At 72.5% G+C, this 26,035-nt stretch carries 23 protein-coding genes and 4 pseudogenes; 15 read left to right on the plus strand and 12 right to left on the minus strand.

All coding sequences use genetic code 11. The annotated features are described in order from the left end of the window. Positions 1-15 precede the first annotated feature (15 nt). Positions 16-666, minus strand: a complete 651-nt coding sequence (locus ACIQZO_RS28625; protein ID WP_403631483.1) for a hypothetical protein — start codon at positions 664-666, stop codon at positions 16-18. Positions 667-801: 135 nt separating this feature from the next. Here ACIQZO_RS28625 and ACIQZO_RS28630 point away from each other — a divergent pair, with 135 nt between their 5' ends. From ACIQZO_RS28630 to ACIQZO_RS28685, 12 genes and pseudogenes are all read left to right on the plus strand, one after another. Next, positions 802-1,479 carry a response regulator transcription factor gene (locus tag ACIQZO_RS28630; RefSeq protein ID WP_403631484.1) on the plus strand — a complete coding sequence of 226 codons (678 nt, stop codon included), beginning with the start codon at positions 802-804 and terminating at the stop codon, positions 1,477-1,479. 85 nt (positions 1,480-1,564) lie between these two features. Continuing rightward, positions 1,565-2,950 (plus strand): sensor histidine kinase, encoded by a 1,386-nt coding sequence (locus tag ACIQZO_RS28635; RefSeq protein WP_403631547.1) that lies wholly within the window; start codon positions 1,565-1,567, stop codon positions 2,948-2,950. Between the two features lie 447 nt (positions 2,951-3,397). Beyond that, positions 3,398-5,473 carry an elongation factor G gene (fusA, locus tag ACIQZO_RS28640; protein ID WP_403631485.1) on the plus strand — a complete coding sequence of 692 codons (2,076 nt, stop codon included), beginning with the start codon at positions 3,398-3,400 and terminating at the stop codon, positions 5,471-5,473. Positions 5,474-5,897: 424 nt separating this feature from the next. Beyond that, a complete protein-coding gene (locus ACIQZO_RS28645) occupies positions 5,898-6,455 on the plus strand; it encodes a DUF3291 domain-containing protein (RefSeq protein WP_403631486.1) in 558 nt (185 codons plus the stop codon). Positions 6,456-6,598: 143 nt separating this feature from the next. After that, positions 6,599-7,141 carry an FABP family protein gene (locus ACIQZO_RS28650; RefSeq protein WP_403631487.1) on the plus strand — a complete coding sequence of 181 codons (543 nt, stop codon included), beginning with the start codon at positions 6,599-6,601 and terminating at the stop codon, positions 7,139-7,141. Between the two features lie 150 nt (positions 7,142-7,291). Then, a complete protein-coding gene (locus ACIQZO_RS28655; RefSeq protein WP_403631488.1) occupies positions 7,292-8,101 on the plus strand; it encodes a polysaccharide deacetylase family protein in 810 nt (269 codons plus the stop codon). Between the two features lie 103 nt (positions 8,102-8,204). Then, the gene (locus ACIQZO_RS28660; RefSeq protein WP_403631489.1) at positions 8,205-8,912 is read left to right on the plus strand and encodes a DsbA family protein; all 708 of its coding nucleotides are present in this window, start codon (positions 8,205-8,207) and stop codon (positions 8,910-8,912) included. 144 nt (positions 8,913-9,056) lie between these two features. Beyond that, positions 9,057-9,307, plus strand: a pseudogene (locus ACIQZO_RS28665) (sigma factor); the annotation flags it as partial. 31 nt (positions 9,308-9,338) lie between these two features. Continuing rightward, complete coding sequence (locus ACIQZO_RS28670; protein ID WP_403631556.1) at positions 9,339-9,566, plus strand: hypothetical protein; 228 nt, start codon at positions 9,339-9,341, stop codon at positions 9,564-9,566. A gap of 114 nt (positions 9,567-9,680) precedes the next feature. Beyond that, positions 9,681-10,027 (plus strand): annotated as a pseudogene (locus tag ACIQZO_RS28675) (hypothetical protein); the annotation flags it as partial. A gap of 289 nt (positions 10,028-10,316) precedes the next feature. After that, the gene (locus tag ACIQZO_RS28680; RefSeq protein WP_403631490.1) at positions 10,317-12,374 is read left to right on the plus strand and encodes an RICIN domain-containing protein; all 2,058 of its coding nucleotides are present in this window, start codon (positions 10,317-10,319) and stop codon (positions 12,372-12,374) included. A gap of 116 nt (positions 12,375-12,490) precedes the next feature. Beyond that, positions 12,491-13,120: a hypothetical protein gene (locus tag ACIQZO_RS28685; protein WP_403631491.1), complete on the plus strand. Its 630-nt coding sequence runs from the start codon at positions 12,491-12,493 to the stop codon at positions 13,118-13,120. A 55-nt stretch (positions 13,121-13,175) separates the two neighbouring features. On the opposite strand, the gene ACIQZO_RS28690 is transcribed toward ACIQZO_RS28685, so the two are convergent. Beyond that, the gene (locus ACIQZO_RS28690; RefSeq protein ID WP_403631492.1) at positions 13,176-14,060 is read right to left on the minus strand and encodes a RimK family alpha-L-glutamate ligase; all 885 of its coding nucleotides are present in this window, start codon (positions 14,058-14,060) and stop codon (positions 13,176-13,178) included. Between the two features lie 268 nt (positions 14,061-14,328). Here ACIQZO_RS28690 and ACIQZO_RS28695 point away from each other — a divergent pair, with 268 nt between their 5' ends. Beyond that, positions 14,329-15,219, plus strand: a complete 891-nt coding sequence (locus ACIQZO_RS28695; RefSeq protein WP_403631548.1) for an endonuclease/exonuclease/phosphatase family protein — start codon at positions 14,329-14,331, stop codon at positions 15,217-15,219. Here ACIQZO_RS28695 and ACIQZO_RS28700 read toward each other — a convergent pair. The 7 genes and pseudogenes from ACIQZO_RS28700 to ACIQZO_RS28730 all read right to left on the minus strand — a co-directional run bounded on the left by ACIQZO_RS28700 (position 15,214) and on the right by ACIQZO_RS28730 (position 22,262). Continuing rightward, complete coding sequence (locus tag ACIQZO_RS28700) at positions 15,214-16,182, minus strand: NAD(P)-dependent alcohol dehydrogenase (protein ID WP_403631493.1); 969 nt, start codon at positions 16,180-16,182, stop codon at positions 15,214-15,216. The genes ACIQZO_RS28695 and ACIQZO_RS28700 overlap by 6 nt on opposite strands. Beyond that, the gene (locus ACIQZO_RS28705; protein ID WP_403631549.1) at positions 16,179-16,382 is read right to left on the minus strand and encodes a helix-turn-helix transcriptional regulator; all 204 of its coding nucleotides are present in this window, start codon (positions 16,380-16,382) and stop codon (positions 16,179-16,181) included. The genes ACIQZO_RS28700 and ACIQZO_RS28705 overlap by 4 nt, the downstream gene beginning before the upstream one ends. 23 nt (positions 16,383-16,405) lie before the next feature. Beyond that, positions 16,406-16,834 (minus strand): hypothetical protein, encoded by a 429-nt coding sequence (locus tag ACIQZO_RS28710; RefSeq protein WP_403631494.1) that lies wholly within the window; start codon positions 16,832-16,834, stop codon positions 16,406-16,408. A 151-nt stretch (positions 16,835-16,985) separates the two neighbouring features. Next, positions 16,986-17,729 carry an SOS response-associated peptidase gene (locus ACIQZO_RS28715; protein WP_403631495.1) on the minus strand — a complete coding sequence of 248 codons (744 nt, stop codon included), beginning with the start codon at positions 17,727-17,729 and terminating at the stop codon, positions 16,986-16,988. Positions 17,730-17,766: 37 nt separating this feature from the next. Next, positions 17,767-19,365: pseudogene (locus ACIQZO_RS28720) on the minus strand (helix-turn-helix domain-containing protein); the annotation flags it as partial. A 147-nt stretch (positions 19,366-19,512) separates the two neighbouring features. Further along, entirely contained in the window at positions 19,513-20,892 is a 1,380-nt protein-coding gene (locus ACIQZO_RS28725) for an MFS transporter (RefSeq protein WP_403631496.1), read from the minus strand. 5 nt (positions 20,893-20,897) lie between these two features. Next, a complete protein-coding gene (locus ACIQZO_RS28730) occupies positions 20,898-22,262 on the minus strand; it encodes an FAD-dependent oxidoreductase (protein ID WP_403631550.1) in 1,365 nt (454 codons plus the stop codon). Positions 22,263-22,858: 596 nt separating this feature from the next. Between ACIQZO_RS28730 and ACIQZO_RS28735 the strand changes: the two genes are divergently transcribed. Beyond that, complete coding sequence (locus ACIQZO_RS28735; protein ID WP_403631497.1) at positions 22,859-23,227, plus strand: ArsR/SmtB family transcription factor; 369 nt, start codon at positions 22,859-22,861, stop codon at positions 23,225-23,227. Continuing rightward, positions 23,224-23,771 (plus strand): annotated as a pseudogene (locus ACIQZO_RS28740) (GNAT family N-acetyltransferase). The gene ACIQZO_RS28735 and the pseudogene ACIQZO_RS28740 overlap by 4 nt, the downstream one beginning before the upstream one ends. On the opposite strand, the gene ACIQZO_RS28745 reads toward ACIQZO_RS28740, so the two are convergent. The 3 genes from ACIQZO_RS28745 to ACIQZO_RS28755 are packed head-to-tail and all read right to left on the minus strand — an operon-like array spanning position 23,760 to position 25,951. Beyond that, the gene (locus ACIQZO_RS28745) at positions 23,760-24,815 is read right to left on the minus strand and encodes an ArsO family NAD(P)H-dependent flavin-containing monooxygenase (RefSeq protein ID WP_403631498.1); all 1,056 of its coding nucleotides are present in this window, start codon (positions 24,813-24,815) and stop codon (positions 23,760-23,762) included. The pseudogene ACIQZO_RS28740 and the gene ACIQZO_RS28745 sit on opposite strands and share 12 nt — an antisense overlap. After that, complete coding sequence (locus ACIQZO_RS28750) at positions 24,812-25,588, minus strand: aquaporin (protein WP_403631499.1); 777 nt, start codon at positions 25,586-25,588, stop codon at positions 24,812-24,814. Before ACIQZO_RS28750 ends, ACIQZO_RS28745 begins: the two co-directional genes overlap by 4 nt. A 48-nt stretch (positions 25,589-25,636) precedes the next feature. Then, on the minus strand, positions 25,637-25,951 hold the full coding sequence (locus ACIQZO_RS28755) for an ArsR/SmtB family transcription factor (RefSeq protein ID WP_403631500.1): 315 nt from the start codon (positions 25,949-25,951) through the stop codon (positions 25,637-25,639). Positions 25,952-26,035: the final 84 nt, after the last annotated feature.

The following is a 26,035-nucleotide window of genomic DNA, read 5'->3' on the forward strand; positions in this document are numbered from 1 at the left end:
GCGGGCCCCGTCGGCTCAGCGGTCCCTGGTGGTGTTGCTGGTGGTGTTGCTGGTGGTGTTGCTGGTGATCGAGCCGTCGGTGCCGGAGACGGTGACCGTGTGGCGGACCCCGTCGGAGCCGATGACCACGGCCAGCCAGGCGCTGCCGCCGCCGTCCTGGGCGACCGCGCGCAGCCCCGCCACCTTTCCGCCCGGCACCGCCGCGGCGGCCTTCTCGGCCGCCTCGCCGATGGCCAGGGAGGGGATGGGTGCGGGCGCCGGGGCTTCCTTGCCGCCCGCGTGGCGGCCCGGCTGCCCGGGCGCGTCGGGTCCCGCCGGACGGCCGGGCACGCCCCGGCCGTCCTCGTGGCCCGGTTCGGCGTCCTGCGGGCCGCGTCGGAAGCCGCCCTCGGGGCCGGGTCCGGCCCAGGTGATGCGCGGGCCCCGCTCGACGCGACCGTGGTGGTCGTGGTGCTCGGCCACGGCCACCGCGGTCACCACGCCGACGACCACCACGGCCGCCGCGCCCGCCGCCACCCAGCGGGCGCTCCGGCCACGGGGCACGAGGCGGCCCAGGGCGGCGGACTTGCGGGGTCCGCCCTCGGGGGCAGCCTCAATGGCGGCAGCAGCGACGGTGGTGGTGGTGGTGGTCTCGGCCTGCTCGGGCGGCGGGACAGAATCAGACATAAGGGAACTCCTCAGAACAACCGGGCGTGGTGCGCGGCTCGTTCCAGAGCATGCTGAGCGGAACCTGAAGCCCCGCTGAAGCCACCTGAAGACCTCTTCAGCCGACGGCGGGACGGTACTGAGATCCTGTCCGGCATGCGCGTACTGGTGGTGGAGGACGAACGGCGGCTCGCCGTGGCCCTGCAGCGTGGGCTGCAGTCGGAGGGGTTCTCGGTCGATGTGGCCCACGACGGGTCCCAGGGGCTGTGGATGGCCACGGAGCACGACTACGACCTGATCGTGCTCGACATCATGCTGCCCGGCCTGAACGGCTACCGGGTGTGCGCGAAGCTGCGCGCGGCCGGCAACGAGTCGGGGATCCTGATGCTCACGGCGAAGGACGGCGAGTACGACGAGGCCGAGGCCCTGGACACCGGCGCCGACGACTTCCTGTCCAAGCCGTTCTCCTACCTCGTGCTGGTCGCCCGGCTGCGCGCGCTCGGCCGGCGCACGGGCCGCAGGCAGCCCCAGGTGATGCGGTTCGGCGACCTGGTACTCGATCCCGCCCGGCACTCCTGCTCCCGGAGCGGGACGGAGATACGGCTGACCGCGCGCGAGTTCGCGGTCCTGGAGTACCTGGCCCGGCGCTCCGGCGAGGTGGTGCCCAAACGGGACATCCTGGAACAGGTGTGGGACAGCGCCTTCGACGGCGATCCCAATGTGGTCGAGGTCCATGTCAGCGCCGTGCGCCGCAAGATCGACGCGCCGTTCGGGCGCGCCGCGCTGGAGACCGTGCGGGGCGCCGGGTACCGGCTGGCGGCCGACGGTGGCTGAGGGTTCCCGACTCCGTGAGCGCCTGCGCGCCGCCCTCGGCACGGTCGTGAGGAGCGCCGCGGGCGCGGTGCTCCGCCGGTGGCCGGTGCTCCGCCGGTGGTGGCCCACCACCGTACGGGCGCGGGCCACCGTGGGGGCCAGCGTGGTGGTGGCCGCCGCGCTGGCGCTCGCCTCGTTCGCCCTGCTCGGGCTGCTGGAGGCGAACCTGCTCCGCAACGCCGAGAACGATGCCCGGCGGCAGGCCGAGAGCGTGGCGCAGCTCGCCGCCACCGGCAGGCTGGGCCGCGTACGCCCGCAGACCCGGGGCATCGACTTCGTCCAGGTGGTGGGCGCCGACGGCCGCATCCTGTTCGCCAGCCCGAACCTGGCCGGTGTGCCCGCCTTCCCCCCGCCGGTCCCCGGCGTCCCGGGACCCCGGTTCCACACGTGGCGGGTCCCCCCGGTCGACGGCGAGGGCCGGCAGCGGGTCGTCCAGGTCGTCACGGAGACCCCGGACGGCACGGCCATCGTGTACGCCGGCGCCTCCCTGCGGGACGTGGACGCGGCCGACGACACCACCACCGCCGCCCTCGTCATCGGCATGCCCCTGCTGCTGGCCACCGTCGCCCTCGTGACCTGGCGGGTCACGGGGCACGCGCTCAGGCCGGTGGAGGAGATCCGGGCCGAGGTCGCCGGGATCACCGACCGGGACCTGCACCGCCGGGTGCCGGTGCCGGCCACCCGCGACGAGGTCGCCCGGCTGGCCGAGACCATGAACGCCACCCTGGACCGGCTGGAAGCCTCCGGGATCCGGCAGCGGCAGTTCATCGCCGACGCCTCGCACGAGCTGCGCAGCCCCATCACCGTGCTGCGCACCCAGCTGGAAGTGGCGCTGGCCGTCCAGGACCCGGAGCTGTGGCCCGAGCTGATCGGCGGGGCGCTGGAGGACATCGAACGGCTCCAGCACCTCACGGCCGATCTGCTGCTGCTCGCCCGCATCGACGCGGCCCAGCCCCTGGTCGCCGCCCCGCTGGACCTGACCGGCCTGGTGCGCGAGGCGGTGGAGGGCCGGCTCGGCGACCGGGTGCCCGTACGGCTGCGGCTGGAAGCGGATGTCGAGGTCACGGCGGGCGCGTTGTGGCTCGGCCGGGTCGTCACCAACCTGGTCGACAACGCCCAGCGCTACGCGGGCACGCGCGTGGACGTCACCCTGCGTACGACGAGGGGCGCGGGACCGGGCACGGCCGTACTGGAGGTCGTCGACGACGGCCCCGGCATCCCGGCGGCGGACCGGGAGCGGGTCTTCGAACGCTTCACGCGCCTCGACGACTCGCGCAGCCGCGACCACGGCGGAGCGGGGCTGGGCCTGGCCATCGCCCGCGACCTGAGCACCCACCACGGCGGCACCCTGACGGCCGAGAGCTCCGCAGGACACGGCCCGGACACCGGCTCCCGCCTGGTGCTGCGCCTCCCGACCACGCACCGCCCGTGACATCCCCTGACCGATGATGCTTTGGTGACGTGACGTCAATGCCCGCTCCGTGGAGGGCGCGGGAAAATCCGGTGCCTCACGGCGGCCCGGTCACTAGACTCGCCGTGCGCGCTGCCGACAGGGGCACCGCGCCATGCCGAGTGAAGAGAAGGGGAGCCGCGCCATGTGCACGTACCGCACTGCCGCCTTCGCTCCCCCGTCCCGGTACGACGTGATCCCGGTGTCTCGCGGCGCGCGGTGCCCGCTGCGCGGCCGGCACCGTACGCCCGTGACCCACTTCTAGGGTTTCCCCTCCCTCCCGCTCCCCCGTACATCCGTACGTCCCTCATGCCCGGACCCGTCCGGACCGGACGGCGGTGCTACGGCTGCCCGGAGGCGGGAGCCGGCGTCCCGGGTCGGGGAATCGCGCTGCCCCTCTTCCTCCGCACACCCGAAAGGCCTCCGGCCATGCGCGCCAACAGGCAGCTCCACAGCACCACTTCCCCCGCCGCCGTCCGCAATCTGGGCATCCTCGCCCACGTCGACGCCGGTAAGACCACCATCACCGAACGGATCCTGTTCGCGACCGGCGCCATCCACAAGCGCGGCGAGGTCCATCACGGCACGACCGTCACCGACTACGACGCCCAGGAACGCGATCGCGGCATCACCATCTTCGCCGCGGCCGTCAGCTGTGCCTGGGACGGTCATCGCGTCAACCTGATCGACACCCCGGGACACGTCGACTTCTCCGACGAGGTCGAGCGTTCCCTGCGGGTGCTGGACGGGGCCGTCGCGGTGTTCGACGCCGTCGCCGGTGTCGAGCCGCAGAGCGAGACGGTGTGGCGGCAGGCCGACCGGCACGGTGTGCCGCGGATCGCGTTCGTCAACAAGCTGGACCGGGCGGGCGCCGACCTCGACACGGCCGTCGCGTCCATCCGCGGGCGGCTGGGCGTCGTACCCCTGGTGGTGCAACTGCCCATCGGCGCCGAGGACTCGTTCACCGGCGTCGTCGACCTGCTGGGGATGCGTGCGCTGACCTGGCGGGCCGGCTCCGACCACTACACGCAGGGCCCGGTCCCCGAGCCGCTGCGCGAGGAAGCGGCCCGTCGGCGCCGTCTGCTGGAGGAGACGGTGGCCGAACTGCACGCCGACGCCCTGGAGGAGTTCTGCTCGGCCTCGGCCCTGACGGAACGCACCCTCGTGCGCGCCCTGCGGGAGCTGACGCTGCGCGGGGACGGTGTCGTGGTGCTGAGCGGCTCGGCGTACCGCAACCGCGGTATCGAGCCGCTGCTGGACGCGGTCCTCGCGTACCTGCCGTCGCCCTGCGACATGCCTCCGGTACGGGGCCCGGGCCGGGGCGGCGTGGAGCAGGAACGCGCGCCCGACCCGGCGGAGCCGTTCGCGGCGCTCGCCTTCAAGGTGACGGCGACGGCGACCGGGCGGCTCACGTACCTACGGGTCTACGCGGGCACCCTGCGCAAGGGCGCGACCGTACTGGACGCGGCCACGGGTCGTACGGAGCGGGTCGGCCGGATCCTTCGGGTCCAGGCCGACCGGCACGAGGAACGGGAGGAGGCGGTGGCCGGTGACATCATCGCGGTGATCGGGCTGAAGGCCGCCCGGGCGGGCACGACCCTGTGCGCGCCGGGCGCGCCGCTGGTCCTCGAACCGCCGTCGGTGGCCGAGCCGGTGGTGTCGGTCGCGGTCGAGGCCCTGCGCACCATCGACACGGGCCGGCTCTCGGCGGCCTTGGCACGGCTCGCCGAGGAGGACCCCTCGCTGGTGGTGCGGTCCGACGCGGAGAGCGGCCAGACCGTGCTGTCGGGGATGGGAGAGCTGCATCTCGAGGTCGCGGTGGAGAAGATCCGCAGTGGCCACGGGGTGGAGGTCGTCGTCGGCCGGCCGGAGGTTTCCTACCGGGAGACCGTCGTGCGCGGAGTCAGCGGTCTGGTCCACCGGCACGTCAAACAGGACGGTGGCGCGGGACAGTTCGCGCACATCGTCCTCGACGTGGAGCCGCTGGAGGAGCCGTCCTTCGAGTTCCGCTCGACGGTCGTCGGCGGACGCGTACCACAGGAGTACGCGCGCGCCGTGGAGGCCGGCTGCCGGGACGCGCTCACCGAGGGCCCGCTCGGCGGGTTCCCGGTGACGGGGCTGCGGGTCACGCTCACCGACGGGGCGACCCACTCCAAGGACTCCTCGGAGATGGCGTTCCGGGCGGCGGGCCGGTTCGGGCTGCGCGAGGCCCTGCGCCGGAGCACGATGGAGCTCCTGGAGCCCCTCGTCGAGGTGACGGTGACGGTTGCGGAGGACGGTGTCGGCGGTGTCCTGGGTGATCTCGCGGCCCGCCGCGGCCGGGTCTCCGCTTCCACGGCCGAGGCCGGGACCTCGGTGATCACCGCATCCGTGCCGCTGGCCGAGCTCTTCGGCTACGCGTCCCGGCTGCGCGGCCGCACCCAGGGCCGCGGCACCTTCACCACCCGGCCGGCCGGTCTCGCACCGGTCCCGGCCTCGATCGCGGGGGCCCTGCCGGCCCGGTGACCATCGCCGGGTTCACCACCGGGGTGCCGCCCTGTTGCCGCCCCGCCCCGCTCCCGTTCGTCGGAGGCGGGGCGGGCTCACCCCTGCCGCTCAGTGATCGGCGCCGTAGAACCTTCGGGGGTGTTCACCCTGCCGGTACGAGACAGAGGTACCGCCCCGGCCGCGGGCCCAGCCCCAGCCCCAGCCCCAGCCCCAGCAATGACCGGCGCAAGAGGCCACTTGGGCTGGGAAAACGCAACTTCGACATGGCCCGCGGAGGCAGCTACCTTCACCTGGTCCTCGGCGATCGCCCACGTTCGCACAGCAGTTCCTTCCGGCTGAGCCACCCGCGACCGGGATGCGTGGGTCGCCCCACGCATCCTCGCCCCCCTGCGTAAGCCACCGATCCGGGTCCGCACCGGGCACCCCCACCAAGGAGAGACACATGGCCCATCTTGCGCTGTACACATTCGGCGTCCTGAAGTCACCTCTCGCCGATCCCGCCCCACTCACGCGCGAATTACACGACAGCGGCGAGGCCGTCTACCGGAAGATCAGCCAGCATCCCGGCTACCTCGCTCGTGCTGAAGCGGCGGACGGCGACCGGGGCACACTCTTCGACTTGGACTGGGGTGCATGGGGAGAGTTCGCCGTACCGACCTGGTACGGCAAGGGCCATACGGTGGAAACCACCGCCCTGGCCGCGACCCTCTCACTCTGGACCGACCTGCGCCCCGCCTTCGACGCCATCTACACCGGTCTGCACCGTGAGGCGCTGAACAGGCGTGACGACTGGTTCGAGAGGACAGAACACCCGCTCTACGTGTTCTGGTGGGTCCCCGAAGGCGTCATACCCACCTGGCAGGACGGGGTTTCCAGGCTGGAGCACCTCCATGACCGCGGCGCCACGCCGCACGCCTTCACCTTCCCCCACCCGTTCGCCCCGGAAGGAACTCCGACCAGGATCAAAGGCATCGGGCCGAAGAGCGACCAGGTTCGCTGACAAGGAAGCCCGAACGACTGGGTTCGCTGCCGAACACCTCCATCGAATGACGGCGAACAGCTGCGTCTGCGCTACGGCGGATCCGCCCGTACCTGGGGCTAAGCTGCGGGGTTCGGGGGTCCCGGCAGACAGGCAAGGTGAGCATGTTCGAGTCGGTGCAGGAAAATCCCTACCCTGACAGCCACGTCCTCGGCGAGGGCCCCGAACCGCACCCGATGCTGGCGCCCGTACTGCCGCTGCTGGGTCGCTGGCACGGCCGGGGGCAGGGCCAGTACCCCACGCTGGAGAAGGACTTCGCCTACGAGCAGGAGATCGCCTTCAGCCACGACGGCCGTCCCTTCCTCCGCTACGAGGCCCGCGCATGGCTGATCGACGCGAGCGGCACCCCGGTCCGGCCGGCGGGACGGGAGGCCGGGTGGTGGCGGGTGACTCCGGACGCCTCCCTGGAGGTCGTGCTCGCCCACCCCACCGGCATCGTCGAGACGTACGTCGGACGGGTGTCCGGCGCGGAGATCGAGATCGAGACCAAGGACGTGGCGCTGACCCCGCTGGCCAAGGAGGTCACCGGCACGCGCCGCCACTACACGGTCAGGGCCGACGAACTGACGGTCGTGCATGACATGGCCGCGGTGGGACAGCCCTTGCAGCACCACCTCACGACGCACCTGCGCAAGCGCCCCTCGTAGAGGGCGTCGGGACCGGGCCGCCGGCTTCCTGGGGATCACCCGGGTGCCCCGGCACGGCTGCGGGCGCTGCGGCCGGCTGCGCCCGCATAGTCGGTGGCAGGCCCGTACCGGAGGCCGTGACCGTGACTGTGGGGAGTGACCGTGGTGGTTGTGGGACGACGCGCCGCCCTGGCGGCCCTGGTGGGTGCGGGGTTCGCCGGGCACGCGGCCGGCGTCGGCGCCACGGCATCGGTCGCGGCCGCGGCCGCCGCAGGCCCAGTCATCGCGGGCACCGCAGCCACCGCCACCGGCGCCGGTCCGCGCCCGCCGGCCTCGCTCCTCGGCGATGAGATCCGCCGGCTGCCCACATCCCGCAAGGCCCTGGCCCTCACCTTCAACGCCGCCTGGGACGACACGGGGGTCGACACGGTGCTGGCCGAGCTGCGCCGGCGAAAGATGCCCGCCACCTTCTTCCCGACCGGCGAGTTCGCCGAGGCCGAGCCGGCGGCGGTGCGCGCCATGGCGGACGCCGGGCACGGGCTGGGCAACCACTCGCACAGCCACCCCTACTTCGACGACCTGAGCACGGCGGAGCGGGCCGACGAAGTGCGCGCCGCCGATGCGGCCATCCGGAAGGCGTCCGGGACCGAGCCGCTGCCGTTCTTCCGGTTCCCGTACAGTTCCACCACCCCGGATTCCATCGCCGACGTCAACGCGCTCGGCTACGCGGCGATCGAGTTCAGCGCCGACACCAACGGCTACCTCGGCCCGGAGGGCGGCATGAGCGTGGACCGGGCCGTCGAACGGGCCGTCGACGCCTTCGCCCCGGGGGCGATCATCCAGATGCACGTCGGCAGCCGTGCGGGCGGGGCCGTCCTGGACGCCGAAGCCCTCCCGCTGATCATCGACGCCGCCCTCACCGACGGCTACGAGGTCATCGACCTGCGCCAATTCCTCGAGGCTGCGGCGGGGATCCGCTGACGCCACCGTCTCGGGGGCGGCTGGGTGGGTGCGGAAATACCGTTGCGTGCTGAGTCGACTGACCGCGTACTGTCACCCTGTTGATCCCGGGGAGAGGACATTCATGCAGGTCAGATCCAGACGCGGCTTCCTTGTCGCGGCCGCCGCCATCACTGCGTCGGCGTCCGTCGGCGCGTGCCGCCGCCGGGACGGCGCGAGTGATGACCCGCTCGACGTGTCGGCGAGTGCGGATCTGCCCGTGGCCCCGGAATCCGTGGCCGCCGACGGCACCACGATCGTGCTCGGCGACCCGGCCGCCCCACTCACCGTCCGGCTGTACGAGGACATGAGCTGCCCGGCCTGCGCCGACTTCGAGGCGGAGGGCACCGCCCCGTACCTGAAGCGGGCGGCCCGCAACGGCGCGCTGCAGTTGCAATTCACGCTGGGTTCCTTCCTCGGTCCTGGATCGAAGTTCGCCGCGAACGCGCTGCGCGCCGCGGTGGATCAGAACAAGTTCGCCGAGTACCACGAGCTGCTGTACCGCCACCAGGCCGCGGTCCGGAAGTCCGGGGGCTTCACTCGGGACCGGCTGCTGGGGCTGGCGATCATGATCGAGGGGCTGCGCGGCCCGGAGTTCGACGCGGCCGTGCTGGACACGAAGTACCGGGACTTCGTCGAGGCCGCCGACGACGCCATGAGCAGGTCGCCCGCCGACGCGACCCCCGCGATGGAGATCAACGGAACCCTGGTGCCGACGGGCAGCCGCCCGTACTACACCGATCGCAGCAGTCTCTACCGGCACCTCAAGAAGGTGGCTCGCGCCAAGGAGTAGGCACAAGGCCGCGACGGCGGCGGTGGCCGCCACCTTCGGGAGCGGCGCTTCCGGCTCCTCCACTCATATGTTCGCGGCGCTTGTTGAACGAGTCGAATATCGTCCGTCTCGGCACTGGCGGATCGGGACACGGGGATGTGACGGGTGAGCGAGAAGGAAGTTCTGGCGCAGCGGTTCGAAGAGCACCGCCCCCATCTGCGGTCGGTGGCCTACCGGATGCTGGGCTCGCTCAGCGAGGCCGAGGACGCCGTGCAGGAGGCCTGGTTCAAGATGAACCGCTCCGACGCGCCACCGCGGTGGAGAACCTCGGCAGCTGGCTGACCACCGTGGTCGGCCGGGTGTGTCTGGACATGCTGCGCTCGCGCGGCAGTCGGCACGAGGATCCGCTGCACGACCGGCCACCCGGGTGCGAAGGTCAAGGAGATCGTGTGCAGCGGCACCGTCAAGCACCTGGCCGACGAGGCGCGCAAGCCCGTTTCGTACGGCCGGCACCGCATCTCGGGCGGGGGCGTCCGCGGGCAGTTGCTGCAGGCGGAGCGTGACGAGGTGCAGCCCGGCAAGGCGGAGCGTGACGAGGTGCAGCCCGGCAAGGCAGAGCGCGACGAGGTGCAGCGCGGCGAAGCGGCGCCCACCGCCGCCGGCCGGACGGCCTGACCCCGCACGCCCGTCCCTGATCGGCACCGCACGGTCGCGAAGGCGCACGGGAGAGGTATCCGCACATGAGCGACCGGGACACCCGCACGGCGACCGAGACCTTCGTCGCCCACCGCGACCGTCCGTCAGATCGCGCACCGCGCCCGCCGGCACGTCGATGCCAGCCGTCCGCGCGAGGTGGTCTCGCCGGGCCGGACCCGGGCGGCCCTGGAGCGTTCCGGCGCGCTCTCGAAACCGGGGATCTGCACGGGCTGCTCGTCGAACTCGCCGTCCACCTGGACGGCGAGTTCGACGGTGTGATGGCGATCCGTCCGGAGGACGCCCGCATCGCCGGCATCTACTGCGTCCGCAACCCGGCGAAAGTGACCCGCGTCGGAACCGAGACCTCGCTGACCGTGCGGTGGACCCCTTCCGACCCCGGTCGGGGGGGATACGTGGCCTGCGCACCTCACCGGTCGTGACGGAGGGAATTCGGCAGGTAGCAATTAGGTGAATTACTGACTGAATTCCCGTCAATAAGCCTCCACTTCGTATCTCGATTTGATAACAACCCACCCGGGAAGGACTGGACCATTGGAGGGCGACGCGCGTAACTCGTCTTTATTTATTGATAATTGAGTGTTCGTCAAATCAAGCCGACAGGTAACGGAATGATTTCTCGGGGCGCGCCCCCGTTTGTCCGAATTCTCCTAAGCATTCGTCTGGCAGGCTTCCGCGCACCCAGTCTTCCGACAACGATTTGAGGTGCCCATGACAGGACGTCGCAGACGGCCTGCCGCCGCCGCCGACCACCGCCGCAAACCCCGGCGGTTGATACTCGTCACCGCCGCCACCGCGGCGGCGGGTCTGATAGCCGCAGGCATCGCGTACTCCGGAATAGGTGACGGCGCCCAGGCGGCGGCGCCCGTGCAGGCCGCCGCCGAGGCACCGGCCGCCGCACCCGCGCGCGACCAGGAGCCCGAGCCGATCGCGGCCGCGCCCTCCAACGAGACCGCGCGCGGCATGATCTACGACGGCCTCGCGGCCGCGCCGAAGGGCGACCGGTGCGTGGGTGTCTACCGCACCGACGCCGGGCTGTGCACCCACGGCCCCGACGCCCCGCCCAAGGGCGTCGACATCACCAAGGACATCGAACCCGCCGTCAAGGAGAGCGCTCCGGCGGCCGATCCGGCCAGCCCCGCGGCCGCCGACCCGGCCAGCAAGGAAGGCGGCGGGCGTCCTCAGGACGCGCCCGCGGCCGACGCCCAGTCCGCCAAGGCCGCCGCGCCCGCACCGGCGGCCGCGGCCGGCAGCCAGAACGTCGCAGCCGGCCCCGCGGGCCAGACCGTCCAGTGCGAAGGTGACGGCAGCACCGGCAACCGCGTACAGGTCGTCTACGTCCACGCGCCCGGCAAGGACCGCTACTCCGAGTACGTCGCCTCGTTCCGCAAGTGGGCGGCCGACGCCGACCTCATCTACTCGGCGAGCGCCAAGGAGACCGGCGGAGTACGTCACATCCGCTATGTGACGGCCGCCGACTGCACCCCCACCGTGCTCAACATCGAGCTCCCGGCCTCGGCACTGGCCGAGTTCAGCGCGACCAACAACGCGCTCGCCGGCAAGGGCCTCGACCGTCGCGACCGCAAGTACATGATCTTCGCCGACACCCAGGTCTACTGCGGCATCGGCACCTTCGCGGGCGACGAACGGCCCGGCCAGGCCAACCAGAGCAACTTCGGTCCCTCCTACGGGCGTACCGACTCCGGCTGCTGGGGCGGTCACACCGCCGCGCACGAACTCGGCCACAACCTGGGCGCGGTCAACAACAGCGCCCCGAACACCAGCCGTGGCGCGCACTGCACGGACGAGTACGACGTCATGTGCTACTCGGACACGCCGTACTACCCGCAGATGCGCAACATCTGCACCAACCAGGCGGCCGAGAACATCCTGGACTGCAACCACGACGACTACTTCCACACCAGTCCCAAGGCCGGCAGCTACCTGGCCACGCACTGGAACATCGCCGACAACCAGTTCCTGATGAAGAGCAACGGCGGCGGCACGGACCCGGGTCCGAACCCCGGCCCGACGCCCACCAAGAAGCCCACGCCGACGCCGACGAAGAAGCCCACCGGCGGACCGACCGTGACGGCGGCCCAGATCCAGTCCGACTCCGTGGTCGTGAGCTGGCCCAAGGTCGACGGCGCCGCCTGGTACGCGGTGCAGCTGAACGGCAAGCACCTGACGTGGGTCCAGTCCCAGGTGCTCCGCATCTACAACCTGCAGCCCAACACCGCGTACAAGGTCACCGTCTCGGTCCGCGACAGCGCCGGCCGTGACAGCGGAGCCGGCAAGGCCGCGTCCTTCCGTACGACGGGTGCGGGCGGCGGCGCGACCACCCCGGGCACCCGCTACGTGCTCGGCAACGGCAGCACCGGCATGGCCGCGGAGGTCTGGGGCGGCCGCACCGCCGACGGGACGGTCCTCGTCGGTGGCCGCACCAACGGCTACGCCCAGCAGCAGTGGTACTTCGACGACGCGGGCAGCGGCCAGGTGCGCATCAAGTCCGCGGCCTCCGGCAAGTGCCTCCAGCCGGGCGGCACCCCCGCCGCGGGGATGTGGGTCTCCCAGCAGCCCTGCGGCAACGGCAACAAGGCGCAGGCCTGGAAGCTGACCTCGCGCGGTGGCGCGGTGACCGTGACGGACGCGAGCGGCGGCTTCGCCCTCACCGTCAGCAGCCGCCCCTACTACGGGTACTGGCTGCTGGACCTCCAGCGTGCCGACGGCCGTGCGACGCAGGCCTGGACCCTGCAGAAGTCCGGCTGATCACTGCCATGGCGCAGCACACCCTGACGCCCTGACGGCGTGAAACCACCCCGGCGGACGGCCGCACCGCGCGGCCGTCCGCCGGCACCCCTCATCTTGACCGGAGCACCCCGACGATGCGCATACGAATCGTTTTCTCGGCCGCCCTGGCCGCACTCGGCCTCATGTTCGCGCTCCCCGCCGCGGCCCACGCCCACGGAGACACCGTGAAGGTGGTGGTGACCGGGCAACGGGAGGGCCATGTCACCGCCGACGTCACCTGGGAGAACGACGGGGACGCCATCGACGAGAACGTCGCCGCGACCGTGAACGCGGCCAGTGTCGACGGCACCCGCACCATGGGGCCCTGGCGCCTGGTCCGCGATCCCGCCGCGGCGCCCGCGGGCTGGACCACGGCCGAGGCACTGCCGCCGGGTTCGTGGAAGGTCAGTGTCGACGTGGGCTTCCCGGCCCTGGGGCACGGCGACCTCGAGGTGGCCGTACCCGTGGTGGACCCGGCTCCGGTCGCCTCCGCGACGTCCCCCGTCACGCCGTCCGCCGCGCCGTCGTCGGCTGTGTCTGCCTCGGCCTCCCCCGCTTCGGCCCCGGCCGCGTCCTCCGCGCAGGCACCGGACCCGGCCTCCGACTCCGAGGGGTACGCCCTGTGGTGGACGACCGCGGGTGTCGCGGTGACGGCCGTGGCCGGTGCGGCCGTGGGTCTTCTGCTCCGCCGCCGCCGGCGCGTCCGGCTGGACCGGCTCGGCTGAGGTCCGAAAGAGACGGCCCCGTGCCCGCTGCCGGGCCGGAGCGCCGCGCCGTGAGCTACCGGGGCGAGGTCAGCGCGGCCGCGACCGCCTCGGCGAAGCGCTCCAGCCCCTGCGGGTTGATGCGGAGGAACAGGTTCGGCTCGATGAGTTCCAGTTCCATGAGCACCGGTTCACGGTCCTCGTCGAGTGCCAGATCCACCCGGGCGAACAGCAGGTCGCCCGGGGCGGGAACCGCGGCCAGCGCCGCCCGCGCCGTACGGAGCTCGGCCTCGGTGGGCTCGTAGGGCGCGGCGCAGGGGTGCGGCACTCTGAAGTTGTCGATCAGCCCCGCCTCCGTCAGCAGGGGCTGCTTGCGGATCGCGTGGCTGAACACCCCGCCGAAGAAGACCAGGGCGCGCTCCCCCTCCGCGACGAGCGGCAGGTACGGCTGGACCATCGTGGTGCGCCCCTGGTCCAGCAGCATCCGCGCGTGGCGCTCGGCGTCCGCCCCGCGGCCGGGCTCGTAGCGTGCGGTGTCCCGTGCGCCCGAGGAGACGGCGGGTTTGACCACCACTCCGTGCGGCCCGTCGAAGTCCTGCGCGTCGCAGCTCCCGCCCGGTTCGACGAACCGGGTCGGTACGACGGGGATTCCGCGCCCCGCGAGCTCCAGCAGGTAGCGCTTGTCGCTGTTCCAGCGCACCAGAGGAGCCGGGTTCCACAGCCGGGTGACCCGCTCCGTGGCCTCCGCCCAGGCCAGGAACTCCGCCAGCCGGTCCGCGTAGTCCCAGGTCGACCGGATGACCGCCAGGTCGTACCCGTCCCATTGGGGCCGGTCCGCGTCCCAGGCCACCGCCTGCGCCGACAGGCCCGCCGCGTTCAGCGCCGCGAGGATCAGCGGAAGGTCCGCGTCCACCTCGGCGCCTCCCTTGCTCGTCACGACCGCGACCCGTGCAGCACCCATGGGAGTCTCCCGTCCTCTCGCTCCGGACGGCCCGGTGCGGCCGCCACCCCGGACGATCACTCTTCCACACGGGCTCCGGCGGGAACCCTGCCGCCCGCTCGGGCGTCGTACGGGACGCGGGACGGCGAGCGGTCCGCGGCAGACGGGCGGGGCACCGGTGGTGGACGTGGCGGGGAGCGGTGCACGGCGCGGCGCCCGGTGGCAGTGGGGCACGGACGCGCGGGGCCGAACCGCCCGGACGCGGGGACGCGTTCTCGCGGCGCTCGCCGTGGTGACGGCCGCCCTGCTGGTGTTCCACTCTTCGGTTCCCAATGCCGTGGGCCGCCTGGGAAGTCTGCTGGAGGCCTTCCTTCCCTGGCTGGGCCTCGCGGTCCCGGTCCTGCTCGTGGCGGCGCTGGTGCGCCGCTCGGTGACCGCGCTGGTGGCCGTGCTGCTGCCCGCGGCGGCCTGGGCGGGCCTCTTCGGCGGGCTGCTGCTGCCCGCGGACCGCGGCCCCCACGACATCACGGCGGTCCAGCACAACGTGAGTGACGAGAACCCCGACCCCGCGGGCACCGCGCGCGCCCTGACGGCGTCCGCGCCGGATCTCATCGCCCTGGAGGAAGTGACCCCCTCCGCGCTGCCGGCCTACGAGGCGGCGCTGGCGCCCGCATACCCGTACCACGCGGTGGAGGGCACGGTCGGACTGTGGTCGCGGCATCCGCTCACCGGCGTCCGCCGCGTGGACATCAGGCCCGCGGGCATCGAGGAGGGCTGGAACCGCGGGCTGCGCTGCGGGGTGCGCACGCCCGGGGGCGAGATCGCGGTGTACGTGGCGCACCTGCCCTCGGTCCGCTTCCGGGCGAGCGGTTTCGGCTCGGGGCCGCGGGACGAGAGCGCGCGGCTGCTGGGCGCGGCCGTCGTCGCCGAGGAGGTGGAGCGGGTGGTCCTGCTGGGCGACCTCAACAGCACGGTGGACGACCGGGGTCTCGCACCGCTGACCTCCCGGTTGCGCGTGCCGCGGCGGGGGCTCGCGCTCAGTTGGCCCGCGGCCCTGCCGGTCGCCCGGATCGACCAGGTCCTGACCCGCTCGGCGACCGCGTCCGAGGTCCGGACGCTGCCCGCCACGGGCAGCGATCACCTGCCGGTCGCCGCCCGCATCAGGTTCGACGCCTCATAGCCGGATGGCGACCTTGCCGCGCACGTGGCCGTCCCTCAGGTAGCGGATGGCGTCGGGCACCTCGGCGAGCGGGTAGGTCCGGTCGACGGCGGGGGTCACCGAACCGACCTCGATGAGTTCGGTGAGGGCTTCCAGGTCGCGGCTGCGCACCAGGGTGCCGTGGGCGCGGAGCCGGTGGCCGACGAAGGGTGACAGCAGCATCGCGCCGAGCTGGCGCTCGTTGCCGCCGATCCAGTTGCCGCCGCCCTCGCCGCCGACGATGGCGAGGGTTCCGCGCGGGGTGAGGGCGCGGCGCAGCCGGGCGATGGGGCGGTTGCCCGCGATGTCGAGGATGACGTCGTAGCGGCGGCTGCCGTCGATCGGGTCCTCGTGCGTGTAGTCGAGGACCTCGTCGGCGCCGAGGGAGCGCACGAGGTCGGTCTTGGTGGTGCTGCACACTCCGGTGACGTGGGCCCCGTAGGCCTTGGCCACCTGCACGGCGAAGCTGCCCACGCCGCCGGAGGCGCCGAGGACGAGCACGCTCTGTCCGGCTTCGACCCGTCCGCTGTCGCGTACGGCGCCCAGGGCGGTGCAGCCGGAGACGGGCACGACTGCGGCCTGTTCGAAGCTGAGGCTGCCCGGCTTGGGTGCGAGGGCGCCCTCCTTGGCGCGGGCGTACTCGGCGAACGACCCGTAGCAGTTGCCGTACACCTCGTCCCCCGGCCGGAAGCGGGTGACGTCGGGACCGACGGCTTCCACCACCCCGGCGACGTCCATGCCGCGCACGCGCGTCCTGGGTGTGCGCAGGCCGGACACGGCTCGGACCGCGTAGGGCATGCCGGCCATGAGGTGCCAGACGCCCTGGTCGACGCCGGCGGCGTGCACCCGTACGAGGACCTCGCCGCGGCCCGGCGCCGGCCGGTCCACCTCTTCGAGCCGCAGGACCGCGGGCGGTCCGTATATGTCCTGGACGATGGCCTTCATGAGTCGTCTCCTTCGGTGGCGGTGTACTGGAACACGGTGTCGAGCGGTACCCGGAACACCCGGGCGATCTCGAACGCCTTCTCCAGGGAAGGCGAGTAGCGGCCCTGTTCGATGGCGATGACGGTCTGGCGGGTCACACCGATCCGGCGGGCGAGCTCGGCCTGGGTCAGCTCGCCGTTGGCGAAGCGCAGGGCCCGGATGCTGTTGGTGACCCGGGTGGGCCTCACCACGGGTGGAAGCCCAGCCGGTAGGAAACGATCTTCGCCGTGGAGGCGAGCAGCGCCGACAGGACGAACCCCAGGAAGATCGCGTTGGCGATCCAGAACTGGTCCGCCCCGGCCATCGCCAGGAGCATCCCGGTCACGGCTCCGATCACGACGAACGACTGTCCGATGTGGTCGCCGAACTGGTGGATCTCCCGGTCGCGCTGGTCCTTGACCTTGCCCTCCTCGGGCGAGATCAGCGACACGGCGATGTGGAGCGCGATCGAGGCGACGATCGCCGCACCGACCGTCCACAGCAGCGCGGCGGCGTACGGCTGCTCGGTCAGGGGCCCGCCCCCGGAGCGTCCGAGAACGACGGCCAGATACGCCCCGTACGACACGACCGTGACCACGATCATGATCCACGCACGTTTTTCCTCGACTGCCACTGCCACTCCCATGTAAAGAAAACCCGACATCGACAGTGTCAAGGAATCAGGACACCGTGTCAATATTTCTTTACTTCGCCATGCCGCGCTCATGCCGCGCTCAGGGTGCACGCAGGGCGCGACGGGCCGTGCCGGGAAGGACGGCGGGAGGTCAGCGCCCCGAAGCGGGGGGCGCGGCCAGGAGCTCGGGGCCGTTGTTGCGCACGTTGTTGACGGCGGTGGACACCGCGCGGACGTCCAGCCGGCCGCCCGCCGGAGCGGCGAGCAGCGCGCGCAGCCCGTCCGGGTCCTGGTGCGACGGATCGAGCCAGGCCTCGTAGTCGGCCGGGGCCAGGGCCAGCGGCATCCGGGGGTGGACGCGGCCGGCCGCGTCGGTGGCCTCGGTGGTGATGATGGTGCAGGTCGCCCACCAGGCCGCAGGATCGTCGTCGTCAGTGACGGCGGGGTCGCGCCAGAACTCGTACAGCCCGGCCATCGCCATCACCTCGCCGCCCTCGGGGCGGATGAAGTAGGGCTGCTTGTACGCCTTCACGGAGCCGGCGGCGGGGACGGGCTCCCACTCGTAGAACCCGTCGGCGGGCAGCAGGCAACGCCGCTTGGCGAAAGCGCGCCGGTAGGCGGGCTTCTCGTGCACCGTCTCCACCCGCGCATTGATCATCTTGGCGCCGCCGGACAGGCTCTTCGACCACGAGGGGACGAGTCCCCAGCGCAGGGGGCGCAGTTGCCGCTCCAGCACCCCGCTCTCCCGGTCGGCGCGCTCCAGCACCGCCCACACGGCATCGGTGGGGGCGACGTTCCAGCTCGGTTCCAGCACGTGCCCCGGATCCGGGGGCGTGGCCTCGAAGAGGCCGGACAGGTCAGCGGGACTGCGAGTGGAAGCGTAACGGCCGCACATGCCCTCCACCCTGCCAGCTGGACCGCGTTCCCGCAGGCTACGCCGCGAAGTCTGCGGGGTCGGGCTCGTCCTGGCCGTTCACGCGGTGGATCCGCAGCGCGAGTTGGAGCTCCAGTGCCCGCTCGGGACGCTGCCAGTCGCGGCCGAGCAGGCTGCCGATCCGGTCCAGGCGCTGCACGACGGTGTTCACGTGCACGTGGAGGGCCTCGGCGGCCCGGGACTGGCTGGTGCCCATGTCGAAGTAGGCCCGGAGCGTGCGGGTGAGGTCGGTGCCGCGTTTCGCGTCGTACGCGAGGACCGGGCCCAGGGTCTGCCGCACGTAGCCGCCCAGGTGTGTCCGGTCGGTCCGGTCGGTCCGGTCGCCGAGCAGCACGCCGAGGAAGCCCAGGTCGCGCAGGGCGGCTCCGGTGCCTTCGCGGCCCAGGGCGCGCAGTGCGGTCCGGCAGCGGCGGGCCTCGGCGTAGGCGCCGGCGAACTCCGCGGGGCCGGTGACCGGGTCGGCGGCGCCGACGGTGACGGGACCCGCGAGGGCCTGGCCCAGCCCCGCCGCGAGGCTCGCGGCGACCGGACCGGGACCCGTGTCGGGGCCGGGGCCGCTGCCGGGGTCTTTGACGGGGCCGGGGCCCGCACCGGGCGACCCGGCGGGGCACACGAGGACGACGTCCTCGTGGTGCAGTCCGGCCAGTCCCTTGCGCGCCTGGGCGAGGCGGGCGGCCGCGGCCAGCAGCCGGGGCCGGGGCACGGCACCGGTGTGCAGGACGAATACCGCGTGCGGGTGGCCCAGGTTCACATCGAGCCGCAGCGCCCTCGCCGACAGCCGCGCCGGGTCGGCGGCCCGGGTGAGGAGGTCGCCCAGCAGTTCACCCCGTACCCGGTCCTCCGTCTCGGCCACGGAGCGGCGCAGGAGCAGCAGCAGGGCGGTGACGAGGCTGGCGCGCTCGAAGAGGCGGCGGTCGGCGTCGCCGAGGTCGGCACGGCCGGTCAGGGCGATGCTGCCGAGCAGTTCGTGCCCGGCGAGGACCGCGCACACCCAGGTGCCGTGCGCGCAGACGGCCCGTCCGCCGGCCCGTGACGCAGCGACGGCCTCGGCGGGCGGTGGCCCGCAGTCGGTGCCCGCCCGGGCGAGTTCGGCCCCTTCGCCGTCGTGGATGAGGGTGCCGCCCTGCAGGACGGCACCGATGGCGGTGGCCACGTCGCCGACGTCGCCGCCCCGCAGCACCAGGTCGGTCAGCCGGTCGTGGGCGTCCTCGGCCCGGCGCATGGCCTCACTGTGCGCCTCGATGGTCCGCGAGGCCTCGTTGAGGTCGACGAGCGCGGTACGCGTCTCGTCCAGCAGGCGGGCGCCGTCGATGGCGATGGCGGCGTGGTCGGCCAGCGAGGACAGCAGGGCGACCTCGTCGGGAGTGAAGGTACGGGCGGTGCGGTCGGCCGCGTACAGGACGCCGATCACCCGGGTGCCCAGGCGCAGCGGTACGCCGAGGATGGCCCGCAGGCCCTCCTCCGTGACGGCGGTGTCGATCGTCGCGGTGTGCCGGAAGCGCGGGTCGTCGCGGCAGTCGCCGGTGGAGTAGGGGCGGGCGGCCTCCGCGACCAGCCCGCCGAGGCCCTCCCCCATGCCGAGGCGCACCTGCTGGAACAGGAAGCAGCCCGACGCGCCGGCGTCTCGTACGTTCACGCGGGCTGGGGCTACGGCACCCCGAGTGCCCCGGCCCCCGCCGTCGCCGATGCACCGACGGACCTGCTGCGACTCCTGGAGACCGGCCCGCTCCTCGAAGGAAGCCTGCTATGACGCCGCCTGGTCGCAGCGTCCTCGGCATCGCTCGGGCCGCGTCGGACGGCAAGTCCTTGTGGACGCTGGTTGACGAGGCAATTGCGGAGCGTGCGCAGCGTCCAGGCCTCCTACCGCCCCGCCATCCTGGTCCTGTCGCTGCTGTAGGTGGGGCGTTCCTTCGGTCTGTTTCGTGCGGGCCCCGAGGGCTGTGATGACGGCAGCAATCGACAGTACGGCGAGCAGCGCGAACAGTGCGGGGTATCCGCCGAGGGGCCCAGCCAGGACCGCGCCGGCAAAGGGGGCGAGGGCCGCTGCCGCATGGGAGGGCGCTCCCAGGAGTCCGGAGAGGCGGCCGTAGTGGGTGGTTCCCCAGCGGTCGGTGACGGCGGTGGCCTGGAGCAGAGTGAGGTTTCCCCGGACGACCCCGGCGAGGATGGATACGGCAACGAGTACGGCATAGGGGCCTGCCACGGTGGCGAGGGCTGCGGTGGTGAGGGCGCCGAGTGCGATGAGGCTGACGGTGCGGGCGGTGACGCCGAGGCGGCGGGCAAGGGTCGCGTACAGGGTGCGGCCGAGGGTCTGCCCCGCCCCTCCAAGACCCAAGGCCCACGCCGCCTGAGTGGTGGTGAAGCCGCGTTCGAGGAAGAGGGGAACGAGGCCGATGACGACGGCGTACATCGCAAAGGCGGACAGGGTGAGGGTGACGGCCAGCGTCCAGAACGCCCGGCTGCGCACGACGTGTTCGTGGCCACCGGTGATGTGCGGCGGGCTCGGAGGGGCTGCAGGCCATGGGGCTCGGAGGGCGAGGGCGTGGATCGGAACCGTTACGGCCGCGAGGATGCCGGCGAGGACTGCGTAGGTGCCGCGCCAGGACAGGTGGTCGGCGAGGAGGGCGGTGAGGGGTGCGAAGACGGTGGAGGCGAGTCCGCCGGCGAGGGTGACGATGGTGAGGGCGCGGATGTGGTCAGGGGCCCACCAGCGGGTGAGGGCGGCGAAGGCAGGCTGGTAGAAGGTCGCGGCCATCGCCGCGCCGGCCAAGAGCCATCCCGAGGTGAAGACGGCTAGGTTGGGGGCGGCGGCCACGATGAGGAGGCTGAGGGGGCCGAGGACGGATCCGGCTGTCATGACGGCGTGGGGTCCGCGGTGGTCCAGGACGCGGCCGACATGGATGCCGACGATGGCGGAGACGATGAGGGCGGCGGAGAACGCGGCGGTGGTCGCTCCCACAGGCCAGCCGGTGTTCTTCGTGATGGTGGGGTTGAGGACGGGGAAGGCGTAGTAGAGGACACCCCAGCTGGTGATCTGTGTGACACACAGGGCGGGCAGGACTACGCGTGGCCGCGACCGGACCCCCGTCCCGGTCGCGACCACGCTGGCCTTGGCGTTGGTCATGTGGGTCAGCAGCCGCCGGAGGAGGCGGGGGCGCCGATGGTGAGGGTGGTGGGGGCCGCGCAGCAGCCGCCGCCGGTCGGTTCGGTGGTGGCGGGCTGGTCGAAGAGGCCGGCGCCGCCGCAGACACCGGTCTCGGGCAGGGTCAGCTCGACGCGCTCGGCGGCTTCCTGGTCGCCGGCGAGGTGGGCGGCGATGGAGCGGACCTGCTCGTATCCGGTCATGGCGAGGAAGGTCGGGGCGCGGCCGTAGGACTTCATGCCGACCAGGTAGACGTCCTTCTCCGGGTGGGACAGCTCGTTGACGCCGTGGGGGTAGACGGTGCCGCAGGAGTGCTGGTTCGGGTCGATCAGGGGCGCCAGCTCAACCGGGGCCTGCAGGCGCTCGTCGAGGCCGAGGCGCAGCTCGTTCAGGAAGGTGAGGTCGGGGCGGAAACCGGTCAGGACGATGACCTCGTCGACCGCGTCGAGACGGCGGCCGTCCTCGCCGACGAGGACCAGGCGGCCGTCGGCGTCGCGCTCGACGGCCTCGGTGCGGAAACCGGTGACCGCTTCGGCGTACCCGTTGTCGACGGCGGCCTTGGCGGCCAGGCCGAGGGCGCCGCGGGCGGGGAGCTGGTCGGCTTCGCCGCCGCCGAAGGTGGAGCCGGAGATGCCGCGGCGCAGCACCCAGAGTGCCGTGGTACCGGCCCCTTCGTCGGTCTCGGCGAGGGCGGCGAGGTAGGCGAGGGCGGTGAAGGCGGAGGCACCCGAGCCGATCACAGCAGTACGCCTGCCCGCGTACCGGCCGCGGACGGCCGGGTCCTTGAGGTTGGGGACGCGGTAGGTGATCCGGTCGGCGGCGGCCTTCTCGCCGAGGGCGGGCAGTCCGCTGCCGCCTGCCGGGCCGGGGGCGGACCAGGTTCCGGAGGCGTCGATCACGGCACGGGCGAAGACGCGCTCATCGCGGCCGTCGGCGGTCTCGATGTGGATGAGGAAGGGCTGGGTGTCGCGGTCGGCGTCGACGATGCGGTCGCGGCCGGTGCGGGAGACGCCGGTGACGCGGGCGCCGTAGCGGACGCGGTCGCCGAGGGCGTCGGCGAGGGGCTGGAGGTAGCGCTCGGCCCAGTCCCCGCCGGTGGGGTAGGTGGCCGGGTCGGGCGTGATCCATCCGGTGGGGGCGAGGAGCTTTTCGGCGGCCGGGTCGACGACCTCGCCCCAGGTGGAGAAGAGGCGTACGTGGGCCCAGTCGCGGGTGGCGGTTCCGGCGTGCGGGCCGGCCTCCAGGACGAGGAAGTCCAGGCCTCGGTCTTCGAGGTGGGCGGCAGCCGCCAGTCCGGCGGGGCCGGCCCCGATCACGACGACGGGCAGGTCGGTGGTGGCAGGCGCGTTCACGATCGTCTCCCGGTTGTTTCGATGTCTGTCGATGGCTTGCGTGATCAGCATGGCACCTGCTTCGACAGTCGTCAACATAGACGTTCATCAAATTCTTGGGGCTGTCGGGGATCACGCGGCAATCACGGCCGTCCCGGGCGGGCAGTCCGGCCCTGCCGCCACACGCGCGCTGTTCAGGCGGGGTGTGGCGCTGGCACTCCTGGAGGCGTCGGACTGGCGGTGGGGTCGCGGCCGCGCCAACACGACGGCCCGACCCTGCCCTCGCCGACCCGGTTCAGCTCGCCGGGCCTGACGCTCGGCGGAAATCCGGACCGTTGCCCGCGCCAGGGTCCGCTCGTCGCCCACCTCGCCCGCTACGCCGCACGCCTGGATGCCGCTATCTGCGTCGGCCGGCGGGGCGTCCAGGTCACAGCCGACGCCGTAGGTTCCGAATCGAGGGGAGGACTACCGTCCCGACCTGCCCCACCTCGCCGAACCGGACCAAGGCCTCGACGCGGCCTGTCCTCGAACGACGAGCTGTTCGGCGCTTGACCGTCGCCCGGCACACAACCAAGGCACCCTTCCTGCACTAGTTCGACATGTGTCAACATAGACGTATGTCGAATGTGAAGGTGTTGCCGCTCGTGGAGCCCGAGGCCGTTGTGCCGTGCTGCCCGCCGCTGAACGAGCGTCCGATGTCGGCGGACGAAGCCGAGGCCGCGGCCAAGATGTTCAAGGCTCTGGGCGACCCCGTGCGCCTACGCCTGTTCTCCGCCGTCGCCTCCCACGAGGGCGGGGAGGCGTGCGTCTGCGACATCTCTGATGTCGGGGTCTCGCAGCCGACCGTCTCGCACCACCTGAAGAAGCTGAAGGAAGCCGGGCTGCTGTCCTCCGAGCGGCGCGGAACCTGGGTGTACTACCGGGTCGAGCCTTCCGTCATCGCCGCCATGGGCGCGCTGCTGGCCGGCGCAGCGAAGGCAGCATGACCGCAGTGAACATCCTTCCGCTACTGCCCGAGCATGCCGAGCAGATCCTGGCGATCTATCAGGCCGGCATCGACGAGGGCAACGCCACCTTCGAGACCACTGCCCCAGACTGGGCGGCGTTCGACACGGCGAAACTGGCCGAGCACCGCTTCGTCGCGCTCGACGAGGACAAGTCAGTGCTCGGCTGGGTGGCGGCGAGCGCGGTCTGCGACCGGGCGCGTACGCCGGGGTGGTCGAGCACTCCGTCTACGTCCACCCAGAGGCCCGCGGCCACGGTGTTGCCCGCAGCCTGCTGAACGCGCTGATCGCCTCCACGGAGGCGGCGGGGATCTGGACGATCCAGTCCGGGCTCTTCCCCGAGAACACCGCCAGCCTCACCCTCCACCAGCGCGCAGGCTTCCGGGTCATCGGCACCCGCGAGCGCATCGGACGCCACCACGGCGCATGGAGGGACGTCGTCCTGCTGGAGCGCCGTAGCCCCCGACGAACACCAACGCGCAAGGCTGCGCCCTCCAGCGTGGGCGCGCGGGCGTCAGGCCAGTAGGCCGCGGATGCTGCGGGCTGCTTCGCGGGCGGGTCGGCCGACACCGATGAGGGTGGCGGAGGCGGGGCCGGTCCAGTCGCCGTACCCGAGGAAGTGCAGCCTCGGGTCCGCAGCGGACTGCGTGCCGGTTGTGGCGATGTGCCCTCGTCCACCCCGCAGCCGCAGGCCGGCGAGGTGAGCGAGCGCCGGCCGGAAGCCGGTACACCAGATGACCGCCTCGGCGTCCTGCCGGCTGCCGTCGGCCCACTCGACACCGGACCTGGTGAGACGGGTGAACATCGACTTCGCCGCCAGGAGTCCCGCGTCACGGGCCGCTCGTACGGGTGGGACGGCGACGATGTCACCGAGGGAGGCCACACCACCGGTGTCGCCGCTTCCCTCGTCCAGGGCACGGCGGCGGGCGGTGGCGTGGTCGAAGAGGGCGCGGCCGTCGATGTCGTCGGCCAGGTATCGCGGGGGCCGCTGGGTCACCCACGTCACCTGGGCGTGGCCGGTGAGGCCGGCGGCGATCTGCGCGCCCGAGTTCCCTCCGCCGACCACGATCACGCGCTGCCCGGCGAACTCGTCAGGAGTTCGGTACTGGACCGTGTGGATCTGCCGGCCGGTGAAGGCGCGGCGGCCGGGGACGGCGGGCAGGAAGGGGCGGGTCCAGGTGCCGGTGGCGCTGATGACGGCGCGGGCCCGCCAGTCACCGGAATCCGTCTCGACCCGCAGGAAGGTGCTGTCGCGGTGGACGGCCGAGACCCACGCGCCGTGCTGGACGGGCAGCTCGTACCGCTTCTCGTAGTGCGCCAGGTACGACACCACGTGCGCAGCGTCGGGATGGACCTGGCCCCCCTGCACCGGCATCAGCCTGCCCGGCAGAGAGGAGTAGGCGGCAGGCGAGAACAGGCGCAGCGAGTCCCAGGTGTGCTGCCAGGCGCCGCCGGGCGCCGCCTGGGCGTCGAGGATGACGTGCTCGATGCCCAGGCGGCGCAGGTGGTATCCGGCGGCGAGCCCGGCCTGGCCGCCCCCGACGACCACCACGTCCGTGCGCTGCGTCATGCCGAGCGCCGCCTCTGCTCTGTCTTGCCACGCATGAAGATGACCGACACCAGGGCCAGGCCGGCCACGGCGCCGATGAGCTGCATGGCGATGAATCCCGGCACCGATGCCGGGGCGATGCCCGCGAAGGTGTCGGTGAAGGCGCGGCCGATCGTGACGGCCGGGTTGGCGAAGGAGGTGGAGGAGGTGAACCAGTACGCGGCGCCGATGTAGGAGGCGACCGCGACGGGCGCGAAGCGGAGCCGGTCGGTCTTGGCCAGGCCGAAGACCAGCAGGATCAGGCCGGCTGTGGCGACGACTTCGCCGAGCAGCAGGTTGCCGGCCGAGCGGTCGTGCGTGGACCACTTCACCAGCGGCTCACCGAACATCGCGTCCGCGAGGATCGCGCCCGCGATCGCCCCGGCGGTCTGGGACGGGACGTACACGGCGAGCTCGCGGGCGTTGACGCCGGCACCGCCGCGGCGGGCGGTCCACCACTCGGCCAGCGTCACGGCCGGGTTGAAGTGCGCGCCGGACACCGGCCCGAGGAGGGTGATCAGAACGCCGAGCCCGAAGACGGTGGCGGTGGAGTTGGCCAACAGCTGCAGGGCCACGTCGTCGGTGAGTTCGGTGGCCTGGATCCCGGAGCCGACCACGATCGCGACCAGGGCGGCGGTGCCGACCAGCTCGGCGGCGGCACGGGCGATCAGCGGGGTACGGGCCGAGGTCACGCCGGGTTCAGGCCGGCGCACGTCAGCAGGTATCGGGGTGCCGACGGGCTCGGTGGCGGTCACAGCTGGTTCTCCTCTGGCAGGTGAGGCAGGGCGGACGCGCCGCGAAGGCTAGGGGCAGGACCGCTTGCGGTTCGCCTCGGCAGTGGCGCGGGCGGCCTGGGCGAGGTCGGCGAACTGACCGGCGAGCGCTTCGATGACTTCCGGGCGCAGGCGGTAGTAGATGTACCTCCCGCAGGGCTCCGTCTCCACGACCCCGGCCTCGCGCAGCACCTTCATGTGGTTGGAGAGGTTCGTCTGCTTGGCACCCGTCTCCTCCATGAGGTGGGTGGTGCAGAGCGTCTCCTGGGCGAGGAGGGTCACGATCTTGAGCCTGAGCGGGTCGGCCAGAACCCGGATCAGATCAGTGTCGACTGACATCATCATGGGCTGATACTTTCACATCAGTCGAGGCTGATACCAGCCCGTACAAGCCCCTCCGTGTCCACGATGGTCGCGTCGCCCCAAGGA

Source organism: Streptomyces sp. NPDC097617 (assembly GCF_044761485.1).
Classification (GTDB): Bacteria; Actinomycetota; Actinomycetes; order Streptomycetales; family Streptomycetaceae; genus Streptomyces.